This is a genomic window from Blautia sp. AF14-40, from assembly GCF_003479665.1.
Lineage (GTDB): Bacteria > Bacillota > Clostridia > Lachnospirales > Lachnospiraceae > Fusicatenibacter > Fusicatenibacter saccharivorans.
Map to the genome: position 1 here is coordinate 60551 of NZ_QUHK01000008.1, position 17263 is coordinate 77813.

Here is a 17263-nt window from a genome sequence, read left to right on the forward strand (position 1 = left end):
ATCGATCAGACATAACTCATGAAGCCTTTTCCGATAATTTCGCTGCTCTTTGTGATCGCAATAAACGCGGTCGGCTCGGTATCATGAATAAACCGCTGAAGATAGACGGCCTGCTTGACATCCACAACCGTGAGAATGACTGTCCGCTGCTGGTCGGAGTAAGCGCCGACGGCGTCGTAAAGGGTTGCGCTGTGATTGAGATCCTTTGTGATGAAATCGCAGATCGGCTGCGGATTGTTGGAGATAATCGTAAAAAATTTATTCAGCTTCATCCGCTCAATCGTTTTGTCAATCAGCAGTGTTTTCGCCATCAGACCGAGAACCGAACAAAGTCCGGTTAAGGTATCGAAAATCAGGAAAGCAAGGATGACAACGATGAGGTCGGTCACCAGCAGGGCAGTGGAAATATTCATTGTAGAATATTTTTTAATAATCATGGCGATGATGTCTGTGCCGCCGCCGGAGGCATTCTCAAAAAACAGCAGTGCTGCCGCCAGTGCCGGAAGAATAATGGCAAAGCAGAGCTCCAGCATGATCTCATCGGTAAGCGGATGTGCCATCGGAAACAGCTTTTCAAAAATGTTCAGAAGAACCGAGGAAAGCACGGTCACGTAGGCTGTCTTGACGCCGAAGTTCCGCCCCAGCACAGCAAAACCAACCAGCAGAAGCAGCAGGTTGATAAAAAGGTTGATCTGTGAGGCAGTGAACGGAAGAAACCGGCAGATGACAACGGCCATACCGGATACACCGCCGAAAGAAAAATTATTGGGGAATTTAAAAACATAAATTCCAATGTCCATGATCAGAACAGCTGCGGTAATGACAGCATATTCTTTTAACGTTTGTAATGCAGGCTGCGATGCCTGTTCTTTTGTGTCCATTTTTTTGCTCCTTTATTTGAATTTGAGGCGACCTTTATTTTATTATAGAAGAAACTTTTTTGAATAACAGCTAATAATGTATCCCCCTCTTCAAACATAGCATGGCATAGGGTAGTTTGTCCAGTTACATTTTCCTTATTTCCATTTTTCCGTTTTCCGATGGTTGTATCCAATTTATTTCTGTGGTATGATGAAGGGCAGGATCTTTTTTCGGAAAGAAAAAAATCTGCAGTTTCTGTTTCAAAATGTTTCGAAAAAAGAAGAAAAAACAGAAACAAAAATGGAGGAAGAAACATGAAAAATACAAAGGTTTATGTTGATTTTATAACAGAGAAACTGAAAAAACTGCTCTCCATCGACAGCCCGACCGGCTACACGAAAGATGCCATTGCATGGCTGAAAGCAGAGTACGAAGCGATGGGCTATGCGCCGGTGATCACCACAAAGGGCGGCCTTCTGGTGCAGCTTGCCAAAGGCTGTGAAGGAAACGGCGGTGTCCTTGTGGAGACACATACCGATACGCTCGGCGGCATGGTAGCGGAAGTGAAAGGAAACGGCCGTCTTCGTCTCACCGCGCTCGGCGGTATGAATCCGAACAATGCGGAGACGGAAAACTGCGTTGTCATCACAAGAGACGGAAAACGGTACGAGGGCTGCTTCCAGATGAACAACCCGTCGATCCATGTCAACGGTTCCTACGACCAGCAGGACCGCACCTACGACAATATGGAGGTCGTTCTGGATGAGATGGTCTTCTCCAAAGAGGAGACAAAAGCGCTCGGCATCGAGACCGGTGATATCGTCTGCTTTGAGACGAGAACCCGCATCACCGAGAAGGGATACATCAAGAGCCGTTTTCTCGATGATAAACTGAGCGTTGCAATCCTGCTCGGCTATGCGAAGTATTTAAAAGAAGAAAATATCACACCGTCCCGTCCGGTTTATCAGCACATCACCGTGTACGAAGAAGTCGGCCACGGCGGATCTGCTTCCGTGCCGGAGGGTGTGACGGATATCCTTTCTGTTGATATGGGCTGTGTCGGCGACGGACTGGAGTGTAAAGAGCATCAGGTATCCATCTGCGTCAAAGACAGCGGCGGCCCTTACAGCTACGATTTTACCGGTGAGCTGATTGCGGCGGCAAAAGCAAACGGAATCGACTATGCGGCGGATGTTTACCCGCACTACGGCTCTGACGTGGAGGCAACGCTCCGCGGCGGCGCAGACGCACGCCATGCCCTGATCGGCGCCGGTGTGTACGCATCCCATGGATATGAGAGAAGCCATGTGGACGGCGTGAAGAATACGCTGGAACTGCTTGCGGCGTATCTGGACAAATAAAAATAAGAACAAGTGAGAGAATTGCATGAGAAAATTAGCATTGCCAGAAGAAGTGCTGCTCCAGATTGAGCAGCCTGCGCGATACATTGGAAATGAATTCAACAGTGTCGTAAAAGACAAAGAGAAAGTAGCCCTGCGCGGCGCATTCCTGTTCCCGGATGTGTATGAGATCGGTATGTCCCACCTTGGCATCCAGATCCTGTACGATATGTTTAACAAACGTGAGGACATGTGGTGTGAGCGTGTCTATTCCCCATGGCCGGATCTGGACCGCGTGATGCGGGAACAGAGCATTCCGCTGTTCGGCCTGGAATCCCAGGAGCCGGTGAAAAACGAGGATTTCCTGTTTATCACCCTGCAGTATGAGATGTGTTATACGAACGTTCTGCAGGCGCTCGACCTTGCCGGAATCCCGCTGCATGCGGTGGAGCGTACCGACGAGGACCCGATCGTTATCGGCGGCGGCCCGTGTACGTACAATCCGGAGCCGATCGCTCCGTTCTTCGATCTGTTTTACATCGGAGAGGGCGAGGTTGTGTACGACAAGCTTTTTGACACGTATCTGGAAAATAAAAAGAACGGCGGAACCCGTCAGGATTTCCTGAAAAAGGCATGCCGGATCCCTGGTATTTACGTACCGCAGTTTTATGAAGTAACGTACCACGAGGACGGAACGATCGCGGCCTTTACGCCGTCCATTCCGGAAGCACCGGAAAAGATCAAAAAACAGCTTGTCATGGATATGACCGAGGCAACGTATCCGGAGAAACCGGTCGTGCCGTTTATCAAGGCAACACAGGACCGTGTCGTTCTGGAGATCCAGCGCGGCTGTATCCGCGGCTGCCGTTTCTGCCAGGCGGGTATGGTGTACCGTCCGACAAGAGAGCGCGATGTGGAGAAGTTAAAAGAACTTGCGACCCATATGCTGCGCAATACCGGCCACGATGAGATTTCGTTGAGTTCTTTGAGCTCGAGTGATTACAGCCATCTTCCGGAGCTTGTCAACTATCTGATCGACAGCTGCCCGGAAAAAGGTGTCAATATTTCCCTTCCGTCTCTTCGAATCGACGCATTTTCCCTCGATGTCATGAGCAAGGTACAGGATATCAAAAAGAGCAGCCTGACCTTCGCACCGGAGGCGGGAAGCCAGCGGATGCGGAATGTTATTAATAAAGGTCTGACCGAGGAAGTCATTCTCGACGGAGCCGGAAAAGCGTTTGAGGGCGGCTGGAATAAAGTAAAACTGTATTTCATGCTGGGCCTTCCGACCGAGACCGAGGATGATATCAAAGGAATTGCGCATCTGGCGGAAAAGATCGCAGAGCGTTACTATGAGATTCCGAAAGACCAGAGAAACGGAAAATGCCAGATTACGGCAAGCTCCTCGTTCTTTATCCCGAAGCCGTTCACCCCGTTCCAGTGGGCACCGATGAACACGGAGAGGGAGTTTCTTGACAAAGCGGCGATTGTAAAGGCAGAGGTCCGCGCACAGCTGAATCAGAAGAGCATCCGTTACATTTATCATGAGGCAGATATTTCCCTTCTGGAGGGATTCCTTGCACGCGGTGACCGGAAATGTGCCGAAGTTATTGAAAAAGCGTACAGAAAAGGTGCTATTTTCGATGCCTGGTCCGAGTATTTCCGGAAAGATGCCTGGGAAGAAGCGTTTGCAGAGACCGGCATTGACGTTTCGTTCTATGCCTGCCGTGAGCGCAGCACCGATGAGATCCTTCCGTGGGATTTCCTTGATATCGGCGTGACGAAAAAATTCCTGATCCGCGAATGGGAGCGGGCACAGAAAGAAACCGTTACCCCGAACTGTAAGATGCAGTGTTCCGGCTGCGGAGCAAAATCATTCGGAGGAGGTGTCTGCTATGAAAATCAGAATTAAGTTTGCCAAAACAGGTGTGATGAAATTTGTGGGTCATCTGGATGTGATGCGTTACTTCCAGAAAGCAATCCGCCGTGCAGAACTTCCGATCGCTTATTCCGAGGGCTTCAGCCCGCACATGCTGCTGTCGTTTGCTTCTCCGCTCGGTGTCGGCATCAGCAGCACCGGTGAATATTTCGATATGGTGCTCGCGGAAGATATGAAAACCGACGAGATTGTAAAACGTCTGAATGCGACGATGGTTGAGGGAATGGAAGTGCTTTCCGCCCGCCATGTGCCGGATGGAAAAGCAAGCAAGGCAATGTCTCTCGTAGCAGGAGCCGATTATCTCGTGCAGTTCCGCGAGGGAAAAATGCCGGAGATTGATCTGGAAACGAAAGTACCGGTGTTTTTTGCACTTCCGCAGATTGAGATCATGCGAAAGACAAAACGAAGCGAAAAGCTGACCGATATCCGCCCATGGATTTACGATATGAAAGCAAAGAAAAGTGGTGTCTGGATGCAGCTCTCCACCGGAAGTGTTTCGAACCTGAAACCGGAGCTCGTGATGGAAGCGTTCTGCAAATGGTGCGGGGTTGAACTGCCGCCGTTTGCATACACGATTCTGCGCGAGGAAGTTTACGCAGACATCGGAACGGAAGAAGAGCGAAAGCTGGTTCCGCTGGAAGCATTAGGAGAAGAAGTTGAGTAAACGAGTTGTCATTGCCCATCTGCCGTGGGAGGGAAAAGATTACCTGGTACACACGCTGGTGGAAGGAGAAAAACCGGTCGAACTGACGGCCCTCTGCAGGGAGAAGGAAACGCTGCTTGGCAATATCTATGTCGGCCGGGTGGAAAAACTGGCGCCCGGGATCCGCGGGGCATTTGTCTCGTTTGCGGAGCAGCAGAGCTGTTTTCTTGATCTGTCCCGTGTAAAAGAAGGGTATCTTCTGAAAAAAGCACCGGGAACGGAACTGCATGTCGGAGATGAAATTGTCGTGCAGATCCAGCGGGAAGCGCAGAAAACGAAGCTTCCGTCGGCGACAGCAGAACTTTCTCTTTCGGGAAGTGCCCTGGCGCTCTATTATGGAAAGCCGGAAATCTCATGCTCGGGACGCCTTCTGCCGGAGCAGAAAAAACGGTTAAAAGAACTGGGAAGCCGGATGTTTCCAGAGCTTTCCGGCGGAAGCCTTCCGTTTGGCGTGATCTTCCGCACCGCATCCGCTGATGCTTCGGAAGAAGAGATCCGGCAGGAATATCTCGAGCTGTCCGAAAAACTCGCGCGGATTGTCCAGTATGGAACGATGCGGAGCCTGTACTCCTGCCTGTATCGGGCGTCAGATGCCGTGCCGGAGCTCGTCAAACGGTATGCACCGTCAGTTTCAGAACTTGTGACAGATGACAGAGAAACGTATGAGATCTGCAGAGAATATCTGGAGCGCCATGATTTTCACGACTGCCGCCTGACCTGGTATGAGGATCAGCTTACCACACTGACAAAGAAAGAAAATCTCGAAAATCACGTAAAACAGGCACTCGACAAACGTGTGGATCTGCCTTCCGGCGGATTCCTCGTGATCGAACCGACCGAAGCGCTGACCGCGATCGATGTGAACAGCGGAAAGCAGCTCGGCGGACGGAAAAATACGTTTCTGTACAGCGTAAACCAGGAGGCAGCCCGCGAAATCGCCCGCCAGATCCGCCTGCGCGGGATTTCCGGTCTGATCCTGGTTGACTTTATCAACATGCCGGAAAAAGAGCAGGAGGAGCGCCTTCTCGGCTTCCTGCAGGGTCTTGTGCGGGAAGATCCCGTTCCGACCAAAGTTGTGGATATGACGGCGCTTCATCTCGTGGAACTGACGAGAAAGAAAATCCGCCGGCCGCTGGCAGAACAGATGAAATGACGGTAACCTTACAAAGGAGGAATGAATATGGAACCACAAAAGAAACCGATTCACCTCAATGAAAATGATACCCCATATCTTTACGAACCCTTTCGAAACCAGATGCCGGCAAAACGGCCGCATCCGGCGGAAAAAGAAAAGATACTGAAACCATGGCAGGGCCTGCTGGTGTTTGCCTTTCTGATGGTTCTTTTTAATCTCGCCGGAATCCCGCTGGTTCTTGCAGGCGGTATGTATGGAAATGCGCTGGACGAGATCATTGTATTTCTGATCGGATCCATTCTCGTCGTACGGGCACTTCATATTCCGTTAAAAGAAGTGTTCCCATTAAAAAAGCCGGATGGAGCCGGAATCCTCGGAACCATTCTGATGTGGTATGTGACGTACCGCGGTGTGCTTGCCCTTTTCCTTCTGATGGAATGGATTTTCCCGCAGGAATACGCAAGCCTCTCGGAATCAATGGACAGCAGTATGGCGGGCCTTTCCTATTTCGGCGAGCTGATTGTCGTTGCGCTGACACCGGCCATCTGTGAAGAAGCACTGCACCGCGGTCTTCTGCAGTACAGCCTGCGCGGAATCAAAAAGAAATGGGTGATGTTGCTTCTGATGGGCGTTTATTTTGGCGCTTTCCACATGAGCATCGTCCGTTTTCTTCCGATGATGATGATGGGAATCGTTCTCTCGTATGTGCGGATGAAGACCGACAACATGTTTTACAGCTCGCTGTTCCATTTCGTCCATAACGCATCGACGATTGTGGCGAGCATTGCGGCAAGCTTCCTCTATATGTTCTCACAGGGGAACGCAGCAGCAGGCAGCGGATACGCAGCGGAAACGTACATCGGCATGTATCTGATCGAAGCGGCGCTGATGCCGATCGGTCTTTATATGGGAAGCCGTCTTCTGATGTACCAGCAGACAAAAAGCGAAGGATTTTTCCCGAAGGAGAGAAGAAAAAAGACCATTGCAAAAATTGTAATTCCGACCATTCTGCTGATCCTTGGCGGACTGTTTTTCCTTGGTATTGGTATGATGTAAAAAGAATCAAAAGCAGTTTGGGCAATTTTGCAGAAATGTCCAAGCCGGGTAGAAAACAGGTACGATTTATGATAGAATAACAGCAAATCAAGCGTTACACGATATTACAGAAAGGAAAAGCTGTTTCTTTAACAAGAGACAGCAGGAATAAGAACTATGGCAAGAACAGCTATTGCTACCGACAGCAACAGCGGTATTACACAGAGTCAGGCGAAAGAGCTGGGCGTTTTTGTCCTTCCGATGCCTTTCTTCATGCGCGGAAAAATCCAGTTTGAGGATATCGACCTGACACAGGAACAGTTTTACGAGATTCTGGCAGAGGATGCGGCTGTTTCCACATCTCAGCCGTCTCCGGGAGATCTGATGGATTTCTGGAACAAAATTCTCGAAGAGTACGATGACATTGTTTACATTCCGATGTCAAGCGGCCTTTCCACCTCCTGTGATACAGCGACCGTGCTGTCCGAGGACTACGAAGGAAAAGTGCAGGTTGTCAACAACCAGAGAATCTCCGTTACGCAGCAGCAGTCCGTTCTGGATGCAAAGAAAATGGCAAACCGCGGCGTGGCAGCAAAAGACATCAAAGCAATTCTGGAAGAGGATGCGCTGGATGCAAGTATCTATATTATGGTAGATACGTTAAAATACCTGAAAAAAGGCGGCCGCGTTACGCCGGCAGCAGCCATGATCGGAACCGTTTTAAATATCAAACCGGTGCTGACGATCCAGGGAGAGAAGCTTGACGCGTTTGAAAAAGCGCGCGGTGTGAAACAGGCAAAGAAAGCCATGATCAAGGCTATGAAAAAAGATATGGACAAACGCTTCGCAAAAGAGCGTGCAGCCGGCATCATGGGACTTCACATTGCCTATACCGCAAACGACAAAGAAGTAATCGATGGATGGATTGTCGAAGTAAAAGAAGCCTTCCCGGATTTTGAAGTCGATGCGCATCCGCTGTCCTTAAGCGTTGCCTGCCACATCGGACCTGGCGCACTGGCAATTGCATGTGAAAAAAAATCTGCAATTTCCTGAAAAATACTATTGACAAACAGCAGACGTGATGATATATTGTAGAAGTATGCCGCACAGAGAGGTAAAAGAGTCGAAAGACCACCGAATCTGGCGAGTAATTGATAGGGAGGTGCCATATGTACGCAATTATTGCAACAGGTGGTAAACAGTACAAGGTAGCTGAAGGCGATGTTATCCGAGTAGAGAAACTTGGCGTTGAAGCTGGAGAAACCGTAACTTTTGATCAGGTACTTGCAGTAAGCAATGACGGACTGAAAGTTGGCGAGGACGTTAAAAATGCATCCGTAACCGCATCTGTAGTTGGAAACGGTAAAGGCAAAAAAGTTATCGTTTACAAGTATAAGAGAAAAACTGGTTATCATAAGAAAAACGGTCACAGACAGCAGTACACTGAAGTGAAGATTGAAAAAATCAACGCTTAAGTCTTATGATTTGTATAACCGTAACAGAGTCTGACGGCGAGTACATCTCCGTGGAGTCAAACGGTCATGCAGGCTATGCAGAGGAAGGGCAGGATATTATCTGTGCCGCTGTCTCCGCACTGATTGTAAACACCGTAAATTCCGTGGAAACATTGACAGAGGATCTGATTATAAGTGAAGCTGGAGATGGATACGTGTATTTTTCATTCCCGAATGGGTATTCTGAAAGTACCGCACTTCTTGTAAAATCACTTTTGCTGGGCCTCGAAAGTATCCGCCGCGATTATGGAGCACAATACTTAGAGATCGCATTCAAGGAGGTGTAATACCATGTTAAATATGAACCTTCAGATTTTCGCTCATAAAAAAGGAGTTGGTTCTACCAAGAACGGTAGAGATTCCGAGTCCAAGAGATTAGGAGCAAAAAGAGCTGACGGACAGGTTGTAAAGGCTGGAAACATTCTTTACAGACAGCGTGGAACCAAGATTCATCCAGGCGTGAACGTAGGAATCGGAAAAGACGATACCTTATTCGCTATGGTTGACGGACGCGTAGCTTTCGAAAGAAAAGGACGTGACAAAAAACAGGTTTCCGTATATCCGGTAGCAACAGAAGAGTAAGACAAAGGTGCGGCTTCAAATCTTAAGAGGTTTGAAGCCGTTTTTGTTAATAATAATTAAAGGTCCAACAGACCGATTTGGATTTAGATAAAACAAGACAGGAGAATACCATGTTTGCAGACAGAGCAAAAATTCTGATCCGCTCCGGTAAGGGCGGAGACGGACATGTCAGTTTCCGCAGAGAGCTTTTTGTACCGAACGGCGGGCCGGACGGCGGCGATGGCGGCAAAGGCGGAGACGTTATTTTTGAAGTTGATGAAGGACTGAATACACTGGTTGATTACCGCCACAGAAGAAAGTTTTCTGCTACCGACGGCGAGCCGGGCGGAAAACGCAGATGCCATGGCGGAAACGGCGCAGATATTGTCCTGAAAGTACCGGAAGGAACCGTCATTATGGACGCTGCGAGCGGAAAAGTTATCGCAGATATGTCCGGTGAAAACCGCCGTCAGGTTGTATTAAAAGGCGGAAAAGGCGGAAACGGAAATATGCATTACGCAACCGCTACCATGCAGGTTCCGAAATACGCCCAGCCAGGCCAGCCGGCACAGGAGCTGGAAGTAAGAATGGAACTGAAAGTCATCGCGGACGTCGGACTCGTCGGCTTCCCGAATGTTGGAAAATCGACACTTCTTTCCCGTGTGACAAATGCAGAACCGAAAATCGCAAATTATCACTTTACCACGCTTTCCCCGAACCTCGGTGTCGTAGACCTTGAGGGCTGCAGCGGATTTGTTATCGCAGATATCCCGGGACTGATCGAGGGTGCATCGGAAGGAGTCGGCCTCGGCCATGAATTCCTGCGCCACATCGAGAGAACCCGCGTGATGATCCATGTAGTAGACGTTGCATCGACCGAGGGAAGAGATCCGGTGGATGATATCAACAAGATCAACAAAGAGCTCGAAGCCTATAACCCGGAGATCGCAAAACGCCCGCAGATCATCGCGGCCAATAAGACCGATGCGATCTATGTAGAAGAGGGCGAAGAGGATCCGGTGGAACGTCTGAAAAAAGAGTTCGAGCCGAAAGGCATCCCGGTTTATCCGATTTCTGCCGTCAGCGGAAAAGGCTTAAAAGAGCTTTTATATGCCGTACAGAAAAAACTCGATGAGCTTCCGAAAGAGCGTATGGTCTTCGAGCAGGAATTCTTCCCGGAGGATATGCTTCTTGCCGAGAACCTGCCGTACACCGTCGAGCAGGACCCGGAGGACGAGCACCGTTTCATCATCGAGGGACCGAAGATCGAGAAGATGCTCGGCTACACTAATCTGGATTCCGAGAAAGGTTTTGCTTTCTTCCAGCGGTTCTTAAAAGATACCGGTATCTTAGACGAACTCGAGCAGGCCGGCATCCAGGAAGGCGATACCGTCAAGATGTATGGATTTGAATTTGATTATTATAAATAGAACGAATAAATAACGAAGGAGGAGACGTATGACCAGCAAGCAGAGAGCATACCTGAAAGGCCTTGCCATGACCATGGAACCGATCCTGCAGGTAGGAAAAAGCAGCATCACGCCGGAGCATACCGCTGCTGTAGCAGAGGCACTTGAGGCGAGAGAACTGATTAAAATCAATGTACTGCAGAACTGCCTCGATGATCCAAGAGAGATCGCAGAAGTTCTGGCAGAACGCACCAATTCCCAGGTCGTACAGGTGATCGGCAAAAAGATCGTGCTGTACAAAGAGGGCAAAAAAGAGAAAAAGAAAATTCAGCTTCCGAAATAATCCGCAGGAAAGAACCGCCGGGACCGGAGCATACCGCTGCAGTTCCGGCGCTTTTTGAGGAAAACGTATGGAAAAGACAAACAGAAAAATTGGCATTATGGGAGGCACATTCGATCCCATTCATATCGGTCATCTGATCCTTGGCGAGGCGGCGTACGAGCAGTTCGGGCTTGATGAAGTCTGGTTTCTTCCGGCCGGAAATCCGCCACATAAGCGGAACCGGGCGGGACAGGCAAAGGATGCACAGCGTGTCGAGATGGTGCGCCGTGCCATCGCATCCAATCCGCATTTTGTGCTCTGCACCAAAGAGATGAAAGATGAGGGCTATACCTACAGTTATCGGACGCTTGAGGCGATGCGGAAGGAACATCCGGGCACGGAGTTTTACTTTATCATTGGAGCGGATTCCCTGTTCTATTTTGATGAGTGGAAAAATCCAGAGCGGATCTGCGCCGCGGCAAAGATCCTTGTGGCGACCAGGGATCGGGCAAAAGAGAAAGAGCTTCTGGCCTGTATGGAACGAAATGCAAAAAAACTTCACGGTACCTTTCTGAAACTCGACACACCGAATCTGGATGTTTCTTCCCACGAACTGCGGGAATGGATCCGGGAAGGAAAATCCGTGAAATACTATCTGCCGGATTCTGTGATTTCCTACATTCAGGAGCAGAAAATCTATCAGGATTAGAGGAAGAGCAGGATGGAACAGTACGATTTATGGAAACTGGACAAAAAACTCCAGAAGGAAGTCGATGAAGACCGCTATCATCACACGCTCGGTGTGATGTTTACCGCAGCATCCATGGCGATGGTATGGGGCGAGGATCTCGAAAAAGCCCGTGTCGCGGGACTGCTTCACGACTGTGCAAAATGCATTCCGAATAAGAAAAAAATCACCATGTGTGAGAAAAATAAGATTGAAATCACTGAGTTTGAGCGGAACAATCCGTTTTTGATCCATGCCAAGCTCGGTGCATTTCTGGCGAAGGACAAGTATAAGGTGGAAGATCCGGAGATCTTAAGTGCCATCACCTGGCATACGACAGGAAAAGAAGATATGACATTGCTGGAGAAGATCATCTATATCGCAGATTATATCGAGCCGGCACGAAACAAGGCACCACACCTTACCCGCCTTCGGAAGCTGGCATTCACCGATATCGACGAATGCATGTATGAAATTTTAAAAGATAGTATGGCGTATCTGTCGGAAAACCCGAAGACGATGGACCCGATGACGGAGCAGGCGTATCAGTTCTATGAGGCACTGCACCGGGAACGGGCGGCAAAGGAGGAAGCATAAATGAGCGAAGCAAAACAGACTGCAAAACTTGCACTGGAAGCACTGGAAGATAAAAAAGCAATGGATGTCCGCATTCTGGACATTACCCATGTTTCGACTCTGGCAGATTATTTCATGATCGCCAGCGGAAGCAACCGCAACCAGGTACAGGCGATGGCAGACAACGTGGAGGAGGTACTCGGAAAAGCCGGCGTACATCCAAAACAGATCGAAGGCTATCAGACCGCAAACTGGATTCTGATGGACTACGGCGATGTTGTCATCCACATCTTTGATGAGGAGAACCGCCTGTTCTACGATCTGGAGAGAATCTGGAGAGACGGTAAAGTCGTAGAAAAAGAAGAGATTATGTAAGTTGGGTGGAAAAAGGCGCAGAAAATCCGGAACCGTGCAGAGAAAGGCGGACGGGTTCTCTGCGCCTTTCTGGTGTTTGGAACGCATATGATAAAGAAAAAGGGGAATATCACACGATGAAAAAAATAGAAAGCGGATCGCTTGCTGTGATGCTCGATGAAGAGACGCTGGGACTTAGGATCGAAAAAGACGGCGTTGTCTGGAATACGGATCCGAAAAAGACACCGGAACTGATTTTTGCAGAGGGAACATACCGTTTCTTGGATGCAGAGGAGATTTCCCATGAGGTCTATTCCTTCGGCGTCGGATGCGGCATCCGGAGCCGTTATGCGGGATTTGCGGGAACACAGTATGCCTTCGAGACGATTATCTGGATCGAAGCTGTGGATGAAACATTTTGGATGGAGTGGATTCCGCTCTGCGAGGAGGGACTGCATCCGGTAAAGGTGCTGTGGCCGACGGCAATGGAGTTTACAAACGGGCGCGATGACTGGTATACACTCCTTACCGAGGGACAGGGACTTCTGATTCCGAATACCTGGAAGACGGAACTTGGAAAGCTTTCGTTTGACGGCAGATTTGAGACCTCCGGCGGCTATATGCCGTGGTTTGGCCAGGTGAAGGAAAGATGCGGCTATACAGCGATCTGTACAACACCGTGGAACGCCGGTTATCAGGCAGAGCACCCGGCAGGCGGCCCGTATACCAGCGTGGGGGCATGGCTGGAGCCGAGCCTTGGAACAATGAATTACCGCCGCGTATTCCGTTATACGTTTTTAAATGACTGCGATTATAACGACCTCTGCAAAGCGTACCGCCAGTATGTACGGGAACAGGGTCATCTGCGCACTTTGAAAGAAAAGGCAGTACAGAATCCGTCCATTCACGATCTTGTGGGAACGTGTTTTGTCCATACGGGAATCAAGACGGTTGTGCAGCCGGAGTCCGGCTTTTTCGATCCGCAGAATCCGGAGAAAAATAACCGCGTAGTGCCGTTTTCCGTGCGCGAGCAGCAGATCCGCGAAATTCATGATCTCGGCGTAGAGAAAGTCTATCTTCATCTGGACGGCTGGGCAGAACCGGGGTATGACAACCAGCATCCGGACTACACACCGGCATGCCAAGCGGCCGGCGGATGGGAAGGCATGAAATCGCTTGTCGATACGATGCATGATTTCGGCTACAAATTCGGTATTCACGACCAGTACCGCGATTATTACCACGCAGCGCCGAGCTACGATGAAAATTATGCCTGCCGCCTTCCGGACGGAACGATACCGGGACACAGTTACTGGGCGGGCGGACCGCAGAGCTATCTCTGTGCAACGCAGGCACCGTTCTATGTGAAACGGAATTTTGCCGAACTGAAGAAAAACGGAATCCGGCTTGACGGTGCATACCTCGATGTGTTTACGTGCAATGAGGGCGACGAGTGCGCAAATCCGGAGCATGTGATGACGAGAAGAGACTGCTATATGTACCGCGGAAACTGCTTCTCCTGGCTGCTCTCACAGGGGATTCTCTCAAGCTCCGAGGAGGTCAGCGACTGGGCCGTTCCATATCTGGTGTTCTGCCATTATGCACCGTATGACTTTATGCTGCGCCCGTCAGAGACACCGAAGAAAGGAATCCCGGTGCCGCTCTTTAATCTTGTGTATCATGACTGTGTGATCGAGCCGTGGATGATGGACCGTGTTTCAAAAGACGAGGACTATATGCTGTATGCGCTTCTTGCAGGCGGTGCACCGTATCTTGTACGGGACGGCGCATATCCGAATACAGATGGTGCATTTGACGGGGAGAAAATCAGTCTGGAAGAGATGACAGAAAGATGCCGCGTTGTAACGGAGCTGCATGAAAAAACGGCACTCCTGGAACTGGTACGTCACGAGTGTATGACGGCGGACGGAAGCGTACAGAAGAGTGAATTTTCCGATGGAACATATGTTATTTGTGACTTTGCAGAGCAGATATATGAAATCGGATACGGGTCATAAAAGAAAAGCGCCACATGTAGATTTTGTTCTTATAAAAATACAAGATTTTGTGGTTTTCCTTGTATTTTTTCAAGTGCATATCTTGCGCGGAAAGCAGAGATTTGTTATATTATGCATGCGGAGGTGTTCATGCCCGGTGCAAAGAAGATGCCGGAGCGTGACGAAACAAAATAACACCAGAAAGGAACAAATCAAATGAGAGAATTTGAACAGTGGGATGGCTTTACCGGAAGACTCTGGAAAGAAGGCATCGACGTACGTGATTTTATTCAGAACAACTATACTCCATATGACGGAGATGAGAAATTCCTGGAGGGACCAACAGAGGCTACAGACCGTCTGTGGGGCAAATTACAGGAACTCCAGAAAGAAGAGCGTGCAAAAGGCGGCGTTCTGGATATGGAGACAGACGTTGTAAGCGGAATCACAGCTTACGGCGCAGCATATATCGATGACAGCATGAAAGATCTGGAGCAGGTAGTTGGTCTTCAGACAGACAAACCGCTGAAACGTGCATTTATGCCGTATGGTGGAATTAAAATGGCTGAGCAGTCCTGCGAGACTTACGGCTACAAACCAAGCGAGAAGCTTCATGAAATTTTCACGAAATATCACAAAACACATAACCAGGGTGTATTCGACATCTACACACCAGAGATGATGAAAGCCCGTCATAATAAAATCCTGACCGGTCTGCCGGATACCTATGGCCGTGGCCGTATCGTAGGCGACTACCGTCGTGTTGCTCTGTACGGTATTGATTACCTGATCGAGCGCAAAAAAGCAGACTTCGCTGCAACAAATCGTCAGGGAATGCGTCGTGGTGACTTCCAGTTAAGAGAAGAGATCGCTGACCAGGTCAGAGCACTGCAGGATATGAAAGTTATGGCACAGTCCTATGGCTATGACATTTCCGAGCCGGCTAAGAACGCAAGAGAAGCTGTTCAGTGGCTGTACTTCGGATACCTTGCAGCTATCAAAACTCAGAACGGTGCTGCAATGAGCGTTGGCCGTGTATCTACTTTCCTTGATATCTACATCGAAAGAGATATTGAAAAAGGAATCCTGACTGAGAAAGAAGCTCAGGAGCTGATCGACCATCTGGTAATGAAATTCCGTATGGTTAAATTCGCAAGAATTCCGTCTTACAATCAGCTGTTCTCCGGTGACCCGGTATGGGCTACTCTGGAAGTTGCCGGTATGGGAATCGACGGACGTTCTATCGTTACAAAGAACGATTTCCGTTTCCTGCATACACTGGAAAACATGGGACCGTCCCCAGAGCCGAACCTTACTGTTCTGTACTCTGAGAATCTTCCGGAAGCTTTCAAGAAATATGCAGCTCATATTTCTGTACAGACAAGCTCTATCCAGTATGAGAACGATGATGTAATGCGTCCGGTATGGGGCGATGATTACTCCATCTGCTGCTGTGTATCTGCTACCGAGACCGGTAAGGAGATCCAGTTCTTCGGCGCTCGTGCAAACCTTGCAAAATGCCTTCTGTACGCTATCAACGGCGGTAAAGACGAGAAGACAAAACAGCAGGTTGCTCCGGAATATCAGCCGATCACTGCTGAGTATCTGGACTATGATGAGGTTATGAAGAAATACGACGTTATGATGGACTGGCTGGCTCATCTGTACGTTGGAACTCTGAACATGATCCATTACATGCATGACAAATACTACTATGAGGCAGCAGAGATGGCTCTGATCGACACCGATGTAAGACGTACCTTCGCAACCGGTATCGCAGGATTCTCTCACGTAGTAGACTCCTTAAGCGCAATCAAATACGCTAAAGTTAAAGTTATCCGTGACGAAGAAGGAATGGCTGTTGACTTCGAGACAACCGGCGACTTCCCAAGATACGGCAACGACGATGACAGAGCAGACGAGATCGCTGTATGGCTGCTTCGTACCTTCATGGACAAACTGAAATACTGCCATACCTATCGTGATTCTGAGCCGACTACCTCTATCCTTACCATTACTTCCAACGTTGTATATGGTAAAGCAACTGGTTCTCTGCCGGACGGAAGAAAAGCCGGTGAGCCTCTGTCTCCAGGAGCTAACCCGTCTTACGGCGCAGAGAAGAGCGGACTTCTTGCTTCCCTGAACTCTGTAGCAAAACTGCCGTATGAGGACGCTCTGGACGGAATCTCCAACACCCAGACCATCAACCCGGGCGCACTTGGCCATAACGACGAAGAGCGTACCGAGAACCTGGTACACGTTCTGGACGGATACTTCGAGCAGGGTGCACATCACCTGAACGTAAACGTATTCGGAACCGAAAAACTGATCGACGCAATGGAGCACCCGGAGAAACCGGAGTATGCAAACTTCACAATCCGTGTATCCGGCTATGCAGTTAAATTCATCGACCTGACAAAAGAGCAGCAGATGGACGTAATTGCACGTACCTGCCATGATCATATGTAATTTCTGAAAATGTTATTTCTAAAAGCCCCCGCGGCCGCAGCAATGCGGCTGTGGGGGCTTTTTGTATATCGGTGCTTGAATTCCAGTAAAATCCGCTTGATTTAGAGTACATAAAATGAGAAAATTTATCAGATGCAGAACGCTAATTGAAAAACTTTTATCAAGTAATTCATAGCGTAAGTTACAAGTTAATGTTATAATACCAAAGTTAGAACTTCCTAATATAAGAAAAAATGGAGTTTTATTTATGAAAAAGAAAATTGTTGCAGCATTTTGTCTTGCCATGGTGATGACGGTCGGCGGATGTTCCGGTGCGGGGAC

General features: G+C 49.0%; 18 protein-coding genes. 16 read left to right on the top strand and 2 right to left on the bottom strand.

What is annotated here, in order from left to right; all coding sequences use genetic code 11:
• Positions 1–5 precede the first annotated feature (5 nt).
• On the bottom strand, positions 6–881 hold the full coding sequence (locus tag DWW13_RS08060) for a YitT family protein (RefSeq protein WP_117508953.1): 876 nt from the start codon (positions 879–881) through the stop codon (positions 6–8).
• 294 nt (positions 882–1175) lie between these two features.
• On the opposite strand from DWW13_RS08060, the gene DWW13_RS08065 reads away from it, so the two are divergent.
• The 16 genes from DWW13_RS08065 (at position 1176) to pflB (ending at position 16942) form a co-directional block, all read left to right on the top strand.
• Positions 1176–2222 carry a M42 family metallopeptidase gene (locus DWW13_RS08065; RefSeq protein WP_117509152.1) on the top strand — a complete coding sequence of 349 codons (1047 nt, stop codon included), beginning with the start codon at positions 1176–1178 and terminating at the stop codon, positions 2220–2222.
• A 25-nt stretch (positions 2223–2247) separates the two neighbouring features.
• Complete coding sequence (locus DWW13_RS08070) at positions 2248–4113, top strand: TIGR03960 family B12-binding radical SAM protein (RefSeq protein ID WP_117801112.1); 1866 nt, start codon at positions 2248–2250, stop codon at positions 4111–4113.
• A complete protein-coding gene (locus tag DWW13_RS08075) occupies positions 4097–4804 on the top strand; it encodes a TIGR03936 family radical SAM-associated protein (RefSeq protein WP_117508951.1) in 708 nt (235 codons plus the stop codon). Before DWW13_RS08070 ends, DWW13_RS08075 begins: the two co-directional genes overlap by 17 nt.
• Positions 4797–5996 (top strand): ribonuclease E/G, encoded by a 1200-nt coding sequence (locus tag DWW13_RS08080; RefSeq protein WP_117508950.1) that lies wholly within the window; start codon positions 4797–4799, stop codon positions 5994–5996. Before DWW13_RS08075 ends, DWW13_RS08080 begins: the two co-directional genes overlap by 8 nt.
• 27 nt (positions 5997–6023) lie before the next feature.
• Entirely contained in the window at positions 6024–7034 is a 1011-nt protein-coding gene (locus DWW13_RS08085; RefSeq protein ID WP_158579761.1) for a type II CAAX endopeptidase family protein, read from the top strand.
• A 156-nt stretch (positions 7035–7190) separates the two neighbouring features.
• Positions 7191–8066, top strand: coding sequence for a DegV family protein (locus DWW13_RS08090; RefSeq protein WP_055267903.1), 876 nt, complete (start codon positions 7191–7193; stop codon positions 8064–8066).
• Positions 8067–8182: 116 nt separating this feature from the next.
• Positions 8183–8488, top strand: a complete 306-nt coding sequence (gene rplU / locus DWW13_RS08095; RefSeq protein WP_022462906.1) for a 50S ribosomal protein L21 — start codon at positions 8183–8185, stop codon at positions 8486–8488.
• A 5-nt stretch (positions 8489–8493) separates the two neighbouring features.
• Positions 8494–8814 carry a ribosomal-processing cysteine protease Prp gene (locus tag DWW13_RS08100; RefSeq protein WP_055228163.1) on the top strand — a complete coding sequence of 107 codons (321 nt, stop codon included), beginning with the start codon at positions 8494–8496 and terminating at the stop codon, positions 8812–8814.
• 4 nt (positions 8815–8818) lie between these two features.
• Positions 8819–9109 carry a 50S ribosomal protein L27 gene (rpmA, locus tag DWW13_RS08105; protein WP_022462904.1) on the top strand — a complete coding sequence of 97 codons (291 nt, stop codon included), beginning with the start codon at positions 8819–8821 and terminating at the stop codon, positions 9107–9109.
• Positions 9110–9219: 110 nt separating this feature from the next.
• Positions 9220–10518 carry a GTPase ObgE gene (gene obgE / locus DWW13_RS08110; RefSeq protein ID WP_022462903.1) on the top strand — a complete coding sequence of 433 codons (1299 nt, stop codon included), beginning with the start codon at positions 9220–9222 and terminating at the stop codon, positions 10516–10518.
• A gap of 28 nt (positions 10519–10546) precedes the next feature.
• The gene (yhbY, locus tag DWW13_RS08115; RefSeq protein ID WP_022462902.1) at positions 10547–10840 is read left to right on the top strand and encodes a ribosome assembly RNA-binding protein YhbY; all 294 of its coding nucleotides are present in this window, start codon (positions 10547–10549) and stop codon (positions 10838–10840) included.
• 67 nt (positions 10841–10907) lie between these two features.
• The gene (nadD, locus tag DWW13_RS08120) at positions 10908–11528 is read left to right on the top strand and encodes a nicotinate-nucleotide adenylyltransferase (RefSeq protein WP_118719803.1); all 621 of its coding nucleotides are present in this window, start codon (positions 10908–10910) and stop codon (positions 11526–11528) included.
• A 12-nt stretch (positions 11529–11540) separates the two neighbouring features.
• A complete protein-coding gene (gene yqeK / locus DWW13_RS08125; protein WP_118719805.1) occupies positions 11541–12143 on the top strand; it encodes a bis(5'-nucleosyl)-tetraphosphatase (symmetrical) YqeK in 603 nt (200 codons plus the stop codon).
• Positions 12144–12497, top strand: coding sequence for a ribosome silencing factor (gene rsfS / locus DWW13_RS08130; protein WP_022462899.1), 354 nt, complete (start codon positions 12144–12146; stop codon positions 12495–12497).
• A gap of 116 nt (positions 12498–12613) precedes the next feature.
• Positions 12614–14494: a DUF5696 domain-containing protein gene (locus DWW13_RS08135; protein WP_118719837.1), complete on the top strand. Its 1881-nt coding sequence runs from the start codon at positions 12614–12616 to the stop codon at positions 14492–14494.
• Positions 14495–14689: 195 nt separating this feature from the next.
• Positions 14690–16942 carry a formate C-acetyltransferase gene (gene pflB / locus DWW13_RS08140; protein ID WP_117508947.1) on the top strand — a complete coding sequence of 751 codons (2253 nt, stop codon included), beginning with the start codon at positions 14690–14692 and terminating at the stop codon, positions 16940–16942.
• An 18-nt stretch (positions 16943–16960) separates the two neighbouring features.
• On the opposite strand, the gene DWW13_RS19170 is transcribed toward pflB, so the two are convergent.
• Positions 16961–17263, bottom strand: a 303-nt coding sequence (locus DWW13_RS19170) for a hypothetical protein (protein WP_207664284.1), incomplete at its 5' end; no start/stop codon positions are given.